Source organism: Cytobacillus sp. FSL K6-0129 (genome assembly GCF_038007625.1).
GTDB classification, from domain to species: Bacteria; Bacillota; Bacilli; order Bacillales; family Cytobacillaceae; genus Cytobacillus; species Cytobacillus kochii.
Genome location: NZ_JBBOXM010000001.1, coordinates 1,159,346 through 1,176,550 on the forward strand (window position 1 = coordinate 1,159,346; position 17,205 = coordinate 1,176,550).

Below are 17,205 nucleotides of genomic sequence, written 5' to 3' on the forward strand. Positions count from 1 at the left end.
TTTTATCTCTTGTTTTTCATATTGCGAAAATTATCTTGCAACTGTTCTAATTTTTTCGTTCCTTCTTCTCTTAATTTGCGATTCTCTTCCTCAATCGACTTTGTTTCTTGCATCCCCTTCATGATGATATCCCAAGACTGTTCAATTGTTTCAATCTTAATACTTGGTCCACCAGCAAGTCTTGCAATGTCTGTACTTTGTTGTGATATATTTTGCGCATTTCTAACTAACATTTCATTTGTTCTGCGATCTAATTCACTCATCGAATCAGCAACGAGCTTTTGCCTTTTCGCTGCCATCGCTTGAATAAGTCCATTTTTAAAGATTGGAATCGTCGTCACAAAAGCTGAATTAATTTTCCCAATTAACTTCGTATTCCCTCTTTGAAGCATACGGATTTGTGGTGCCGTTTGTAATGCAACCATTTTCGCCATTTCTAAATCATACACTCGTTGATCTAATAATTCGACTGCATTTCTTAGAGTATCTAATTGCATAGAGGCCATTTGATCACCTGCAATTGCTTTTTGCTCTAATTGTGGCAATTGATTGGCTTTGAGTTCATCAGATTTCATCTGACCAGCAACAGCATACTGTTCAAGGGAAAGGTAATATTGATAGTTTTCCTCATACATCCTATCTAACGTAGTGGTTGCTTCAACCATTTCATTTTGATATTTAGAGATTTCAACATAAATTTTATCGATTTCCTTGCCCATTGTTTGGTATTTTCCAAACAACTTTTCAATAAGTTTTTCGCCCTTTTTGAAGAGTTTATCAAAGAAACCTGGCTTTTCTTTCTCAAAATCTTTCGGGTCAAACTGATCCATAATTTTTCCAAGCTGTTTCAATAATTCTCCGGAATCCTCTACTTTTGTTGTTCTCATATTGCCGAGAATTTGATCAGAAAACTTGGATATCTCCTCAGCTGGTTCTTTACCAAATTCCAAAATTTGGATTTGATCGCGCTCGTCTATTGAGGCAGAGAGTTGTTGAACCTCTTTATTTTCTCTTAAAGCTAGTTTAATTTGACTCGCAGATGCTTCTGTTAACTTGTCTTCTGGGTTTGTTGAAATGACATCCAAATTCGTTTGCATATCAGATGAATTCATTTATTTCACTCCTTTATAACTTCTTGAAAAATTTAGTTAGTGCAGATTTTATGAAAGATGGTTCTTTATACTCTAATTCAAAAATGACATCTTCCAACCAATGAACATCATATAAACGCTCATCAATATAATTCTCAATATCATTATGTCCTGCTGGATTATAAACGGTGATATCCACACCGAACTGATTCATCAAAAGTAGCAATACGGCATCATGGCGACTCATTAAGCCATTTAATTCATTATTAAATAAGATAAGCTTAGGTACATCTTGTGAATAATCAAAACGTTGAATGAGTTGTAGCATCTTACCTTGGAGTTGCATACTTTGAGCGAAAATATAAACCTTTAAATCTTCTTCAGATTCATTTGCTTGTTTTTTTAATAATGATTTTTCACAAATTTTTCTTATCGCATAGGCTATCCCTTGCTGTAAGCCATTAGGTAAATGCTTGTAAGTCCAAAAATGAGCATTCATCACTTTATCTGGATCAACTAATCCGTCTTGATCAAGTGCATTACGATAATGGTAGCGATAATCGCTGCTCACCCCTTTTGAAAAAGGAAAAGAGCGGATTAAATAACTATGATCGTTTTCTTCAAGTGTGTGAAGCCTTTCCCAGTATTCTTTGCGGTCTCTACTGACACCTTGAATTTTTGCAAATACGTGCGGAATTTTCACAACCTTGTCTGCCACATCAAAATTAGGGCGAATCATCGCCTTTTCTTTAACAAGTAGAAAAAGTTCATCATAAGTTGTTTTCAACGTCAGCGACGCGGGCAAATATTCTCGTAATTGCCATGGCTTAAAAATACCTGATCCATCTTGATTAAGTATCGATTCTATTTCTTTTGATGCACGATAGGCAACGGTCGATTTTCTTCGTCGCTTTTCAGTTGGAAAAGGTTCAGCCTCATTCTTATTTTGAAAATGATGTACCGGAGTATTTGCCCAATCTAATTGAAACGAGGCAAACGCATCTTCTCCACTAGGTGATATGTAAATCACATCACAACCGAGCGAAAGTAAATAGTAAATAAAGTAAGCATGCGTTTTTTTATAAGGTCCATACCAAATAAATTTCGGGAGCTTTACTGTTAAATCAGCGTTGGTTAAGCTTTCTCCCAAATGGTTATGAGACCATTTAATAAGATCTGTTAAGATTCTACGCAAATCATTATGCTTAAGCCCACCTTCCTCTTTATCAGAGAAAAGTTGTAATGTTTCCATTAATGCTTCGCGGATTTTACGCTGAATAGCTGGTAGTTCTGAACGAAGTAGTAATCCTTCCCCATCTAAAAAAGCGACAAATCGATTAATTGAAAGCTGCTGATCTCTATGGATATTAATAACCTTTTGGATGGACTTAAAATGTTCATTATTCATCGATTTGTCTAAATAGTCTTCACCAATTACTGAAATATCGATCGTTGGATCATTAGCTAGGTCAAACAGTTCATTATAATAGGCATCCTCGTCTAATGGTACACCTAATAACCGGAGAAAGATTTGATTATAAGTAAGTGTACGATTGGCCACCTCATACATCGGCCTTTCATTTAGTGGCGTTTTTAATGCTTCTTTATACCCTTCATATGTAACTGCCATTCGGATATTTTTCACATGACTATGAGTGACATTCATTGACTGATCCCTTCCCTTTAATACATTCGTCTTACAGGTTCATTTTGTATATATATTGTTGTTTTAGAAACAATGATTATAAACACGTATCCATTTCATCTTAACATAAATAGTTACGATTTGAAGCTATTGAATAAGGGCTTCTGCCATTTTCACCATTTACTGTGGTTATGCATATAGTTGCATTACTAAGGATACCTGTATTTGCTTCAAACGAAAGGATAAATGTAATCAAAGGATGGATTAAAAATGAGAATGTTAGCGAAGCGTTCCAAGTTACCTAATATCGATTCAGAATTAAAAATACTGGAACGAACTTTAAACTCCTCAATATTTATAATGCTTGATTTACTCTTTTTGGCTGCCTTTCTTTCATTATTCACTTATACAGTTCACCAGTCCATTTTCTACACGAGCATGATCTTTATTTTCTTTATCACAGCTGGATTGGTTGTATTTTCTGTTGTAAATCGGATCTTTCTCTCCGGTCGAAAGGATTGGTAACTGTCTGAAGTATTTTAGTAAGGAATTCTTCTGTTGCCAGCATCCCTTTTTCCTTTGTTAACCAACGGGAAGACTTTTTTATATGTTGAGCCAGTTCTCCATGAGCAGGAACAAATGATTCATCACAAATTTTTAAAAAGTCATAATCTAATAATGAATCGCCTGCTCCGAATAAATACTGGGCCCCTTCATTTTCTGCGATATACTGTAGTGCCCTACCTTTGCTTATCGCATTTGGTATAAAATATAATTTTCTACCTTGCAAAGAAATACGCCATCCAAGCCCTTCTGCCGTTAGGCGTATTTCAGCCAATTGGCAATCTGGCAATGTTTCCATTAGCACATAGTAGAAAAACCACCCATCTGCTTCACGCAATCTACCCTCTATCTTAAAGGGGATTAAATGATTCAAGAGTTTCTCTTTCGTTCCACTCTTATCATAGACTTCTCGCTTGATACTTTCTTCCCAATTTAGCAAAGGCTGACCGTTATATAGAATTTGTGCGCCATTGGCAACAACTGCATAACGATGGCTAAAAGGAAATTCAATCCGCTCAAATTGTTGCCGTGTTCGTGTAGTAATTGGCACGAACAGAAGGGTATTGCGAATTTGTTGTAATAATTTTATGGCACGATCACTCATCACAGATAAAGCTTTATTATTTTTATATTCAACAACGGTTGCAGATTTACTTGGAATTGCTTCCAATTGCGATATCGCTGTCTCTGAATAGATTAATGTCCGATCTAAATCTGAGGCAAAAATTCCTCCTCTCATTGGATAACCTTCTTAATTAGCCCACAACATGTATAGCTCATTTGTGGATAATAAACCAATTCAATCTTTCTCTCCTCAGCAAGTGCAAACAAATGTTTTAGATAAGGACTATTTTTATCTTTAATCAGTATTTTCCAAGGTACCCTTCTTAAAGCTACTCTCGTCGTCTCACCTACACCTGGTTTAACGAAATGAGAAGATTCGATACCGAACTCCTTTTGGATTCTTAGTATTTCATTCATACCTGAAAAGGTCGCTCCGTAATTTTCATCCACTATTTTACTTGCTTCCTGCTTTGCAATAGATACAACTTTTTGAAATTGCTGAGTTATTTTGTCTAAATAGATGTTTGATAAATCTTCATCAATCATATGATGGTAATATTTCGCCCCATGAAAATCCTTTTCACCAATCCATTGATTATTTAAAACCGTCCTGCTGACTAGTCCAGAAACAGTCGAATTTAAGCAAGCACTCGGAATTAAAAAGTCTTCCCTCGTTCCAAATACGGTTGTACAATGGCCAGGGTCAGCTAAAACAGCCAATGTATCATCAATTTTCACTCCATATTTCTGAAAGAATAAGTGGCAAGCATTTGTTAATTCTATCGAAATGGCACCTTTTCCTGTCCAACCGTCTACGAATTGAATCATTCCCTTTGAATGTTTTTCTAAAATATAGTGAAGAGCATTTTCATCGATTCCTCTATCGCGAATAATAGAAATACTATAATGCGGCAAATCTACATGGTATTTAAAAAACAAATATCTTTTAATTAAAATGCCTATTGGTGTACCTGCTCTCGCTAGTGAAACCAAAACTGTCTGTTTGCCTTTAGCTGCATAAATCTGTTCTGCTACAACAGCTATACTTAAAGCCACTTTCTCTTTAAATTCGTCTAAAGAACGAAAGAAAAGATCGATATACGCTTTTGGTGGCTGGTATTCTATTGGTAAGGTTTCACTATAATGAGCACCTGATTGAATGGCATGTTCTCTGTTTTCTGTTGTATCTTCTAAATGGATATGACTTAAATCCTTTAAAAGAAAGGTGACCTCTCTTCGGTCATATGACCCAAACATAGGCTGTCTGGCGACAATAGTCAAATCACCTCACTCCTTTCAAAAAGACAACTTGAATACTTGGTATTTTTAACTGTTGTAAAAACTTGCTTAAAACCTGTTCATCTACTAATCTTTCAAAAAAGATAAATACTTCATCATATGTTTCCGGTGGAATATTATAGATATAGTTCACCACTTCTTCCACTTCAGGGCTAGGAAAAGTCATACCAAAGCGTGCGCCATAGGATGGTTTATTATGGACATGAATAGGGCTACGGGTTGTACTTTGATACTTTACACTACCCTCCATTAAGCTAGCTATTTTCATTGGCAAATACATAAACTCACCTGTGCCGATACATAAAATATGTTTACCCTTTCTTTTTTGATCAAGAAATGTTGCAACCTTCTCTGCTTTTGAGTTTAATAAAACGTTCACTTTACTATCCAACCCGAATCGACCACTTTCAGCAATATAAGGAACAGTGTTGAAGGGAGACTTTTGATTTGTCGTAGGATAATACTTAGAAGCAAACAGCATAGGTAATTCTTTTTCTATGTAAATTTCATTCATTTCTGTAGATGGACGGTAAAAGTCTACACTTTCTTCCTCCTTAATAACTGGGTTCCCATCTACTTCAACTTCGCCAGCAAGAAGGGATATATGACGTATAGTGATATCTAACGCTTCCTCTAATTCAATAAATGCATTCTTGTTGGTCTCATTTCTCCAATCAAGAATAGAAACAACAGTGTAATGCTTCCTTGGAAACTTATCATGTAATGAAGTGATAATATTTCGCGCTGTCTTTCCAGTCGTCATCTCATCATCTACTAATATAATTTCCCGACTATTTTGCAACAAATTGGCGTCGATATAACAACGATGAGAAGTAGCATGTGAATGCTCTTCCTCAAAATGAATGATCGATTCAACGTTTAAAAGATCTTCTCTCGTTGTATGAAAATAATCTGCATTCTTAAACGCTTGAAAAAATGCCTGACCGAGCGCTGTCGCAGTTTCTGCAAAACCAATAATGATGGGGGAATATTGATCGCCAATAAATGCTGTATCACTAAATTTAGACTGCTTATTTTTCAGTACATCCACAAAGGGTGATGATGACGAAAGCTTTTTCCCTTCCACATCCTTAAGGTAGCTTTCTGCTAATAACAGTCCCGTTGCTAACCCTTTTGCCGGCGAGATAGGCAGATGTTTACCTAACACTTTACTAACGAATAAAAAGGATCTTTTTTTATTCTTTCTTGCTGCCATCTGGAATAATTCATCGAATTTAAAATGGTAAGGATTATAGTTGATATTTAGCTTCACCTGCATGGGCTCGATGACGTCTATCATGTGATAACTGTTGGAAGAAATCAATTGTGTTGTATTGTTCATTTAGCACCCCGTAAACTCTTGATTTTAACTCGATTTTTTTTGCCCAATAATAATGGGGCTTCATTTCGTTCATTTTGTTCTGACTCGCACTTTTCATCACACCACGGGCCCCATTTGAATGATTTAATATATCCAATGCATCATTGTATTCTTCATAAGTCACAGTGTTTAAAGCTTGTACCGGCGTAATTTGCGTGGGATGTATAATCGTTTTACCGATGATACCATTACTAATATCGAGTAATATTTCTGCTATGAATCCTCTCATCTCTTTCGGTAGTTTGTTCATAAATGACGATGAATCCATGATTTGCTCCGTTTGATTACTTAGTACGTTAACTTTTTCTTTAGAAACAAAATGCTCCCAAACAGGTCCAGAAAGTAAGTAAGTATTAGGTGCCCTTTGGAAAAAGTTCATAATGTCTGCTAGACAATCTCTCAATACAGCAATATCATATAATGAAGTGGATGTGTTTCTTCTGATTCCTAAAAGTCCACAAAAATCTGTCGCCCCTATCCGGATATTCAAAATAAAATGGGCGTACTTATCGAATATTCCTTTTAGTTTTTTTAATTCTTCCATTCTTGTTTCTTTAAATAGAACTTCTTTCGTTTCAAGAATTGGCATCGCATATAATTCATGGCCACTATTTCGTATCTCACTTACGAGTTGCAGCATGTCTTCACCATCGATTGAAGAGAATTTTGGAATGACAATACCAGTTAGTAACTGCCATTCATCTTTAAATAAAGTTATTAGCCGAACTAACTGCTCTTTATTTCTTATACGAATAAAAAGTAATGGCAATTCTTCTAATGTAATAAAGCCTCTAGAAATATCTTGTTGAAGTTTATGTAATGAATGCTGTAATTCCCTTTCCGCTATTTCCACTTCTAGATCACCAATACTATCTTCTAAACAAATGACAACTGATGTTAGACCAGCGTGCTTTTTATTAATCAAATCTTGATGGATTGCAGGACGTGTTGCAGGCATATAAAGGGTGGCTGCTAATGCATATGCAAGCTCATTCTTCGGTGTATATTTATTAAATGTCGTCGGTTCTTTAAAAAAGTACTCATCTAGTGCAGCTTGAGATAAATCTGTAAATAACCTCATACGCCAACTCCTTTTTTTAATTTCAGAAAAATTTAATAGAGGGGACCCAGAAATAATTGCAATTATTAGCAGATATTGGAAGATATTGATGGAGTGAAAAAAGAGGGATGAAGCAATTCATCCCCTTTTCTTATGAGCCTGCTGCTTCAGTACGTTTTCTCTTCGCATGTACAATAAAAGTAATTGCAAAAACAATCACAAGTACGCCAAAGAAATACATATGATCTATGTGAATACCTGCTGCACTTAACAACATCTTTAAAGAGATTAATAGAATAAGAATATAAGAGCTTGTTTCAAGTTCAGGTACACGGTCAATTAATTTTAAGAATACCCCTGCAACGCCCCTCATCATGATGATACCTAGCATACCACCAACAAGAAGTACCCATATTTCTTGACTCACACCTAATGCTGCTAAAATGCTATCAATTGAAAAAGCAATATCCATTAATTCAACGGCAATAACTGTTCCCCAAAATGTCCCAAACAGACGAATCAATAAGCCTCGTTGATTGATTCCTTCCAACGCTTCTTCGTCTTCTGCTTCTTCTGCTTTCTTTTTGTCGATAAAATATTTAATAGCTAACCAGCCTAAGTAAGCGGCTCCTAGTACTTTTATCCACCAAAATTTAATTAAAAATACACCTACACCTATCGCTAAAAAACGGAAGAAATAAGCGCCAAGCAACCCATAAAAAAGTGCTTTCTTTCGTTGTTTTGGTGGTAGGTGCTTAACCATTACTGCTAAGACAAGCGCATTATCGGCTGAAAGCAAGCCTTCTAAAATGACCAATGTGCCAATTAGCACCCATGCATCTGGTCGAGATAATGCCTCAACCCACATATCCCAATCAAAGAAACTAGAATAGGTATGTAGGATCCCATCGATAATTTCCATAGTGAATTTTTCCCCCTGATCAACTTTATATACTATCGTTCCTCACCTAGTATATACGAATATGTACTAGAAAAGTTTCAATTTTTGAAATTAACTCATCCATTTTGGCGGGGTATTTTTATCCCAGTAGATAGATCCTAGTTCATGGTGAGTTTGGAATTGATCATAGGCAGTATGATAATGGAAATTAAACCAATAACCTTGCTGTGGTGGATGATCTCTTCTGACATGAAAACGAATGACATCTTTCTGCTTGGCCTCATCTGCTATATGAAAAATTCGTTCTGAAACGCCCGCAGAGGCCGTTTCAGTGATACTCAAATGATGCAGATTCTCCTCTGTATACTGCTCTGCAACTTCTGAAATCGCCTTTTCTATATTAGGTAGGATGACGATTTGAAATTCTGATTCAATGACCGGTTTAATTTTTTCACCAAACTTTTCGAAAGAATGCTTTTCCGCGGAAGTAACCATTTCCTTTATAAAATCCTCCCTCGAAACTTGTGAAGTTTCTTCTCCACTTACATCTGGTAAGCTTTCAGCTAAAACTGCTTTTCTTGGTGACTTATCTTCTTCATGCTGAATAGGTAATAAACTCGTTGGTGTTACCAATCCAAATGTAAAGATTGTCACCATCACCACTAATGATTTTCTTAACCAACTCGGCAAGTGTATCTCCTCCTCAGATGACTTTCATTATTTATTTAAAAATGCCACTTTTCTCAATACGGGAAACAACTTCTAATAATGTTTCTTCTGATTGGACAATACCCATGCGTACATAACCTTCGCCCCATTCACCAAAGGCATTTCCAGGTGTTACAACGACTCCCGCTTTTTCAATTAATTCAAGTGCGAATGGCTTAGATTTCATTCCAACCGGTAATTTCCCCCATACGAACATCGACCCTTTAGGTAAAGCCACATCCCAACCTACTTCTCGTAATCCAAGAACAAAAGAATCTCTTCTTTTTTTATAGACCGCTCTCAATTCATCTAAAAAGGAGGAATCATCAGCTAACGCCTGTACAGCAGCCATTTGAATAGGATAAAAAACGCCATAGTCAAGGTTAGACTTTAGATTACTTAAAAGAGAAATAACTTTACGATTTCCTGCAGCATAAGCCACACGACACCCTGCCATATTAAAGCTTTTAGATAACGAGTTCATTTCAATCCCTACATCCATCGCACCATCAACTGATAAAAAACTAATTGGCACCTCTTCAAAATATAATTCAGAGTAAGCAAAATCGTGGAGAATGACAATCTCATTTTCTTTCGCATATTCGATTGCTTGTCCAAAAAATTCTTTTGTCGCCAGGGCAGGAACCGGATTTCCAGGATAATTTAGAATCATTATCTTTGCTTTTTTACTAACTTCTTTTGGGATATCAGCGAAAGAAGGTAAGTAATCATTTTCTTCTTTTAAAGGCATACGATACATTTGCCCTCCTGCAAGATTCACACCTGCTTCGTACGCTGTATAACCAGGATCTGGAACGAGTACTATATCACCAGGATTACAAAGCACCATTGGTAAATGGACCAAACCGTCTTGTGAGCCCATCAGTAACGTGGTTTCTTCCTTCGCATCGAGGGTTACGCCGTATTTTCTACTGTAATAATTCGCCACTGCCTCATGAAACTCCGGAATCCCTTTTAATGTGTAACCATAAAGCTTTGGATCACTTGCCATTTCGCCCATTATCTTTGTTATAATTGGAGGAGGTGGTAAATCGGGACTACCGACACTAAGATCGATCATTTTTATGCCTTCTTCTAGTTTCCGTTGCTTGATTTCAGCTAGTTCCGAAAAAATACTCTCTTGGAATTGCTCCATTCTCGCTGCCATTTGAATATTCATGTTCATTGCCTCACAAAATTTTTCTTTTATTCTACCATATTTTATCACTTTTTGGGCATTGGTTCATGATTAATTGCTGCTTTTTTGGGGGATATATACAAATAAGAAAATAAGAAGGGGGAAGGTACATAATGGATTCTAGTTGGATTGCGCTTGTTGGTGGTTTAGTACTACTTGCTTACTTTGTTTATATGTGTATCACTGATTAAAAAACGTTTGCCATTAGTTTCGATTGCTGTAGCCATTAGTAAGGCAACAGCAATCTTTTTATCTTTTTTCCCACACACCGTAGTGGAATTTCGCTGATTTACGTTTGATTTGCTGAAATGCAAAGGCTTGGAATCTTTCACTACGGAAATGATCCTTCAATACCACTCTCTCTTTAGACACGCGCTTCGCCTCAATAATCATATCCTCAGTCAAATCACCTTTGTATGTAATCGAATGTAATGCATTGATATTAGGCGATTCTTTTATCGTTGTTTCAAACATGGGGTCAATATAGACACATTCAAAGGAAGCATCAGGGACAGATTTCAAGTAATTGATGGCTAAATCATGAACTACTTCGATTCTTTCCATACTGCCTTTCATGATTACGTTGTCATTTGGCCATTCTTTCAAACCTTGACCAACGAAATACGCTATCACCTTACTTGCTTCTAACCCAATTACCTTCCCTGTCTCACCTACAGCATAACTTGCCACAATGCTATCTGAAGCTAGCCCAAGTGTGCAATCAAGAAAAGTAGAACCCGCTTTTAGTTGACAAATTTCTATAAAAGGATCATGTTCACCTTTTTGCAGACGCTTAAGGCGGAACATTGCTGAACTAGGATGAAAGAAAAAAGGGCTTTCCTCACCTACTTTATATAGTTCCATTCGCTCTTTTCCAACGACAATTCCGTTCGTTTCGTATTGATTGACCATACTCTTTATTGTTCTTTTTCTTCTATGTATAAAGGGAAGGTTCAGCGTCCTTGCTACCTGCTTTGCCTTATTGGTTTCGTCAGGATTTGTCCTCGCTGATGTTGTAACAAACATCAAAACACCTACTTATTTTATTGAAATTAAAAAGCAACAGTCAGGATAAGAGTGCTCCTAACTGCTGCATTCAATCACCTTTTATCGTGTGATCCTTTTTATAATTTATTATCAAACGCTGCTAATAAATTGTGCATAATTTCTTCCATAGAGTGATCTTCAATATCATGACGTGGAAAAAAATGTACCACTTCTTTCCCTTTAAGAAGGGCCATAGATGGAGAAGACGGCTCAATACCTGTGAAATATTCACGCATTTTTGCTGTTGCATCTTTATCTTGACCAGCAAAAACGGTCACTAAATTGTCTGGTTTCTTCTCTGCATTTAATACAGCCTGAGTCACTGCAGGTCTTGCTAATCCTGCTGCACAGCCACAAACAGAATTCACGACAACTAATGTTGTACCTTCTGCTTGCTCCATATAATCGTTTACTTCTTCTTCAGTTGTTAACTCGCTAAAACCGGCCTGAACAAGCTCAGCTCTCATCGGCTTCACAACTTGTTTCATATACTCTTCATAAGCCATAGACATAAATATTCCCCTCCTTTACTAATGATTGCACAGTAAGCATACTATATTTCAAGCCTATATTGCAAAGTTATCGTTCTCGGATAAAAGGAATAGCCAATGATAGACGATTGAATAATTGGAAATCCAAAATATTTATGACTGGACGGATGCTTCTAAGTCTATTGCAGGGTTTCGCCTTTTTTGAGGTGTTGATGCATGTGTTTTTTTCGGATAATACCAAAAGTGCGATGTTAGATCACGTCTCAAAGGGAGACATCCCCACACACATTAAGCTAACAAACACAAGAGCCCACAATTGAATAGTCCTACTATAAATTTTTGCCTAAGGTTAGTCAATTAGCCATAAAAACTGCTGCTCGCTGAAGTTACTATTGATTGCCCTTCCACTCTTTTCTAAGCAAACTATAAGTGACAATATTGTTATAACATCCGTTGATGAACTCAGCTTCACGGTTTACACCTTCTTGTTTAAACACTAGACGTTTAGGTATATTTCTACTTTTAATATTTGCTTCTGCACACTGAATCTCGACTTTATTAAGCCCTAAATCACAGAGAATATAGTCAAGCAGTGCTTTTACACAACATTGAAATTATCCCCTTACCTTCAATAGTATCCCATGCTCGTATGTTTTCTTCCAATTGATAAAATGAAGTGAACTCATCCCAACTAATCTACCATCGTAAAATATACCTGTGTTAAAACCTTGATTTCTGCAAATTGCTTAACCAGATAGGAACTCAATCTCTTTTGCGAATCTGAGTGACTTGCAAAAACTGTTTGCATTGCTCTCAATCTTATTTGCGAACCTGAGTGACTCGCAAATCCAATTTGCTCTGCTCTCAACCTCCTTTGGGAGCCTGAGTGATCTGCAAAACCTATTTGCACTGCTCTCAATCTTATTTGCGAATCTGAGTGATTTGCAAAATTTGTTTGCACTGCTCTCATTACTTTTTTTCGACCTGAGTGACTTGCAAATCCAATTTGCTCTGCTCTCAACCTCATTTGGGAGCCTGAGTGATCTGCAAAACCTATTTGTACAGCTCTCAAACTCATTTGTGGAATCTGAGTGACTTGCAAATCCAATTTGCTCTGCTCTCAATCTCATTTCCGAACCTGAGTGACTTGCAAATCCAATTTGCTCTGCTCTCAACCTCATTTTCGAATCTGAGTGACCTGCAAAAACTGTTTGCATTGCTCTCAATCTCATTTTCGAATCTGAGTGACCTGCAAAAACTGTTTGCATTGCTCTCAATCTTATTTGCGAATCTGAATGACTCGCAAATCCAATTTGCTCTGCTCTCATTACTTTTTTTCGACCTGAGCGACTTGCAAATCCAATTTGCTCTGCTCTCAACTTCATTTGGGAATCTGAGTGACTCGCAAATCCAATTTGCTCTGCTCTCAACTTCATTTGGGAATCTGAGTGACTCACAAAACCTGTTTGCATTGCTCTCAATCTCATTTTCGAATTTGAGTGACCTGCAAATCCAATTTGCTCTGCTCTCAACTTCATTTCCAAACCTGAGTGACTCGCAAATCCAATTTGCACTGCTCTCAATCTCATTTCCAAACCTGAGTGACTCGCAAATCCAATTTGCACTGCTCTCAATCTCATTTCCAAACCTGAGTGACTCGCAAATCCAATTTGCACTGCTCTCAAACTCATTTCCAAACCCGAGTGACTCGCAAATCCAATTTCCATAGCTCTCATTCCCTTTTTCTAACCTGGCCGACGTGCAATTCCGGTTTGCCCACTCTTTTTCACTCAACTCATGGAGGCACGCACACATCTCGACATAACACTATTCCTGCCAATGTAAAAACCTTCTATATCTATGTTTCTATCTCTACTTTTTGATCGAGTTTCTTTTGGACTGAACCCTGCTTATCCTCAGTTCTAACACAAAAAAATTACCTACGGCTTCGTCGTATACTGGTTATGATTGAAAAAGGACACCTGCATGTTGCGCATGCAGGTGTCCTTCTAACTCATCCATTTTTCCGTGATTCTGTCATTTGCTTCCATACAGACCCTTTTGCTTCTTCGCCTTGCTCAATTCTTTCAATTGCTAGTTTAATTTGCAGACTTACTTCAAATTCATTATCATTTTCAGCTGCTTTTAAGGCAGGAAGCGCTTTTTCGTCGCCTACTTCGTATAAGAACATTGCTGCACGCCAGCGAACCAGCTTGCTTTTATCAGATAATGCTTCCATCATTTTTTCAGAAGCTTCAGGGAAGCCGAGATCTGATAAACAATCCCCCGCTGTTCTTCTCACTGTGACTGATTTATCTGTTAGCGCTTTATATAGATAAGGTAGTACTTGAACGTCTTCAATCATCCCTAAGTAAACAGTTGCTAATCTTCGCACAGACGCTTTTTCATCTTGAAGGGCAAAGTCAAGTACATCTAAATCATCTAGAGAAGGATCAGCCATTTGCTCAAGCTTTTGATAGCGTATACGCCAGTCTTCCACTTTTAAATCATCTGGGGTAAGTTTAAGACGGACTCTAGGTGCCAATGCTTCTTCTGATTCTGGACTTTGGGCTGCAGTGATGAGTGTTTTTACTCTTTCCTCTGGGTATGCAGCTAGAATCTCATCCACTACTTCTTTACCTACTTGTTCGAATTCACCATAACGCACTCCTAGTTCTTTCCACTTTCTCACCATGACTACATTATCATCAGGTGCTTGTGCATTACCTACAGCTTTAACATAAAGTTCCGGTAAGCCAAAGCGCTTTTCTTCTGTACCATCTGTTAATTTCACTTGCATCGGTATGCCTTTATACGTTTGCACAAAAGCTTGTACTTCACCAAAATGTTCATTTACTTCCGTTCCCCCAGCACTCTCAGCTTCTTCACCAAAGGCTGCTCTCACTTGAGGAAGTAAATCTTTCCAATCGAATTTCGCATTTCGTTCGACTGCAAGAAAATCGGCTACATGATAGACACCTTTAATTCCATCTATTTTTAAGATATCAACAATGACTTCCGGCGCTCCTTCAGCCTGACCTACTTTGTAATTATTGCTTGTCCCCATAGGCAGTTCTTTATCTAAGATCACCTTCATCGTATTCGGACTTGGTGTAGGTTCAATCGCTTTTATAATCAATGAAATCACCCTTTACTTTAATTGTTATCTCATGATAATTATTCTAACATAAATCATCGTCTACTTTCATTTATCTACATTGATTAAGCATCTGCCCATTCAGACAGATAACTCCAACGTTCAATGAGATATTCTAAATCATGATTTAGCTTTTTTTGTTCATCCATGAGCTGTTGAGCTTTTTCGAAATCACTACCAATATTGTTCATATCCTCATCGATTTCTTTCAAACGACTTTCAATCGCTTCCATTTTGTCATCGATTTGCTCCCATTCTCTTGCTTCATTATAGGAAAGCTTTTTCTTTTTTGGTTTACTTTCTTCCTTTACTTCTACTATCTTTTTCTCTTCCGCTTTTTTACTTGATGCTTGTTTTGATTTCTCAAGGTATTCACTATAATTCCCATAATAACTTGTTATTTCCCCATTTCCTTGTAATACAAGTAATTGAGTGGCGACTTTATCGAGAAAATAACGATCATGTGAAACCGTTATAACCACACCAGCAAAGCTTTCTAGATAATCCTCTAGCACCGTTAACGTCTGTGTATCAAGATTATTTGTCGGCTCGTCTAAAAGCAAAACATTCGGTGAAGTCATTAAGATTTTCAATAAATATAATCTACGTTTTTCTCCACCTGAAAGTTTTCTAATTAATGTACCATGCATATAAGGTGGAAACAGAAAACGCTCAAGCATTTGAGCAGCAGATATCGTTTTTCCGTCAGTTGTTTCGATTACTTCGGCCGCTTCCTTTAAGTATTCAATCACTCTTTTGCTCTCATCCATTTCTTCACTTTCCTGTGTGTAATAAGCGATTTTAACCGTCTGACCGATGATTCTCTCACCTTGGTCTAACGGTAAATTGCCGGCTAAAATATTTAGAAAAGTGGTTTTTCCTGTCCCATTTTGACCAATAATGCCTAGTCGGTCACCTGGTTTCACTAGCAGGTCATAGTTTTTTAGGATGGCTAAATCACCATAGTATTTTGTCGCTGATTTCAACTCAAATACTTGCTTTCCTAACCGACTACCACTTAAAGACATGTCTAATTTTTCACTTGAAGTAACATTTGTCAATTTTTCATCTAATTGATCAAAACGATCTATGCGCGCTTTTTGTTTGGTTGTTCGCGCCTTGGCACCGCGTCTCATCCACTCTAACTCTCTACGATATAAATTCCGTTGTTTATCGATTACAGCTGCTTCATTCTCCTCTCGGATCGCTTTCGCCTCAAGGAATGCTCCATAGTTACCTTTATAACTGTATAATTGTGCGGCATCAAGTTCAAACATCCGGTTTGTCACACGATCAAGGAAATAGCGATCATGTGTCACAAGCAGAATTGCTCCCCGGTATCGGGTAAGATACTCTTCTAGCCATTGAACCGATTCATGATCAAGATGATTCGTTGGCTCGTCGAGAATTAATAAATCACTATCTTGTATCAACGTTTGTGCTAACGCTACCCGTTTTTTTTGTCCACCGGACAATTCACCAACTTTTTTTTCAAAGTCGACAATACCTAGTTTTGTTAGGATCGTTTTGGCATTTGTACTTGCTTCCCATCCATTATTAGCATCTAATTTTTTTTGTAATTGGAAAAGATGCTCCTGTACTTCGCTATGATCTGGATGTTCATTCAAAGCGATTAATGCTTGCTCATACTCTCTTAAAAGCACGAGTAAAGGAGAATCGCCTGCAAATACTTGTTCAAGTATAGTCAATTGTTCGTCTAATTTAGGTTCTTGTTCAGCGTAGGAGACTGAATAATCCTTAGGCGCAATAATCTCTCCAGCATCAGGCAAATCAATACCAGCGACGATTTTTAACAGTGATGACTTTCCTGTTCCATTTACACCAATTAAGCCAACGCGGTCATTTTCTCCGATAGTAAAATTAATTTGCTTAAATAGCTCTTTTTCACCGTAAGTTTTTGTTATATTTTCTAATGATATATTTTTCATTTCGACCATCCATTCATTAATCTATCTAAACCAGCTGTATTGCGGTTAGTCTATTAACTATTCTAATAGCTAATTGTAACATGAAAAATGGCGATCCGTGATATATTCATGCTTATCAACTTTACTCATACAATTTTTTATAAAAAAAGT

The 17,205-nt window shown here is 37.1% G+C and carries 14 protein-coding genes; all 14 read right to left on the reverse strand.

Features of this window, described 5'->3' with window-relative positions:
* Positions 1-2: 2 nt before the first annotated feature.
* The 14 genes from MHI57_RS05570 to MHI57_RS05635 all read right to left on the reverse strand — a co-directional run bounded on the left by MHI57_RS05570 (position 3) and on the right by MHI57_RS05635 (position 17,055).
* Complete coding sequence (locus MHI57_RS05570; RefSeq protein WP_370873270.1) at positions 3-1,097, reverse strand: toxic anion resistance protein; 1,095 nt, start codon at positions 1,095-1,097, stop codon at positions 3-5.
* A 28-nt stretch (positions 1,098-1,125) separates the two neighbouring features.
* Complete coding sequence (locus tag MHI57_RS05575) at positions 1,126-2,757, reverse strand: YceG family protein (protein ID WP_095372859.1); 1,632 nt, start codon at positions 2,755-2,757, stop codon at positions 1,126-1,128.
* Positions 2,758-3,193: 436 nt separating this feature from the next.
* Positions 3,194-4,039 carry a hypothetical protein gene (locus MHI57_RS05580; RefSeq protein ID WP_340975331.1) on the reverse strand — a complete coding sequence of 282 codons (846 nt, stop codon included), beginning with the start codon at positions 4,037-4,039 and terminating at the stop codon, positions 3,194-3,196.
* Positions 4,036-5,121 carry a cysteine protease StiP family protein gene (locus MHI57_RS05585; RefSeq protein WP_340978552.1) on the reverse strand — a complete coding sequence of 362 codons (1,086 nt, stop codon included), beginning with the start codon at positions 5,119-5,121 and terminating at the stop codon, positions 4,036-4,038. The genes MHI57_RS05580 and MHI57_RS05585 overlap by 4 nt, the downstream gene beginning before the upstream one ends.
* Positions 5,122-5,146: 25 nt before the next feature.
* Positions 5,147-6,505, reverse strand: coding sequence for a phosphoribosyltransferase family protein (locus MHI57_RS05590; RefSeq protein WP_322909530.1), 1,359 nt, complete (start codon positions 6,503-6,505; stop codon positions 5,147-5,149).
* Positions 6,414-7,625 (reverse strand): HpcH/HpaI aldolase/citrate lyase family protein, encoded by a 1,212-nt coding sequence (locus tag MHI57_RS05595; protein WP_328197680.1) that lies wholly within the window; start codon positions 7,623-7,625, stop codon positions 6,414-6,416. The genes MHI57_RS05590 and MHI57_RS05595 overlap by 92 nt, the downstream gene beginning before the upstream one ends.
* Positions 7,626-7,755: 130 nt before the next feature.
* Complete coding sequence (locus MHI57_RS05600; protein WP_095372854.1) at positions 7,756-8,526, reverse strand: TerC family protein; 771 nt, start codon at positions 8,524-8,526, stop codon at positions 7,756-7,758.
* A gap of 90 nt (positions 8,527-8,616) precedes the next feature.
* Positions 8,617-9,195 carry a YpjP family protein gene (locus MHI57_RS05605; protein WP_307313193.1) on the reverse strand — a complete coding sequence of 193 codons (579 nt, stop codon included), beginning with the start codon at positions 9,193-9,195 and terminating at the stop codon, positions 8,617-8,619.
* Positions 9,196-9,226: 31 nt separating this feature from the next.
* Entirely contained in the window at positions 9,227-10,393 is a 1,167-nt protein-coding gene (locus MHI57_RS05610; RefSeq protein WP_095372852.1) for an LL-diaminopimelate aminotransferase, read from the reverse strand.
* A gap of 267 nt (positions 10,394-10,660) precedes the next feature.
* A complete protein-coding gene (locus MHI57_RS05615) occupies positions 10,661-11,437 on the reverse strand; it encodes a class I SAM-dependent methyltransferase (protein ID WP_095372851.1) in 777 nt (258 codons plus the stop codon).
* 98 nt (positions 11,438-11,535) lie between these two features.
* Positions 11,536-11,970, reverse strand: a complete 435-nt coding sequence (locus MHI57_RS05620) for a BrxA/BrxB family bacilliredoxin (protein WP_340975333.1) — start codon at positions 11,968-11,970, stop codon at positions 11,536-11,538.
* A gap of 725 nt (positions 11,971-12,695) precedes the next feature.
* Complete coding sequence (locus MHI57_RS05625; protein WP_340975334.1) at positions 12,696-13,676, reverse strand: hypothetical protein; 981 nt, start codon at positions 13,674-13,676, stop codon at positions 12,696-12,698.
* A gap of 287 nt (positions 13,677-13,963) precedes the next feature.
* The gene (locus MHI57_RS05630; protein WP_340975336.1) at positions 13,964-15,088 is read right to left on the reverse strand and encodes a conserved virulence factor C family protein; all 1,125 of its coding nucleotides are present in this window, start codon (positions 15,086-15,088) and stop codon (positions 13,964-13,966) included.
* Positions 15,089-15,171: 83 nt separating this feature from the next.
* Entirely contained in the window at positions 15,172-17,055 is a 1,884-nt protein-coding gene (locus MHI57_RS05635) for an ABC-F family ATP-binding cassette domain-containing protein (protein WP_340975338.1), read from the reverse strand.
* Between the last annotated feature and the right edge of the window lie 150 nt (positions 17,056-17,205).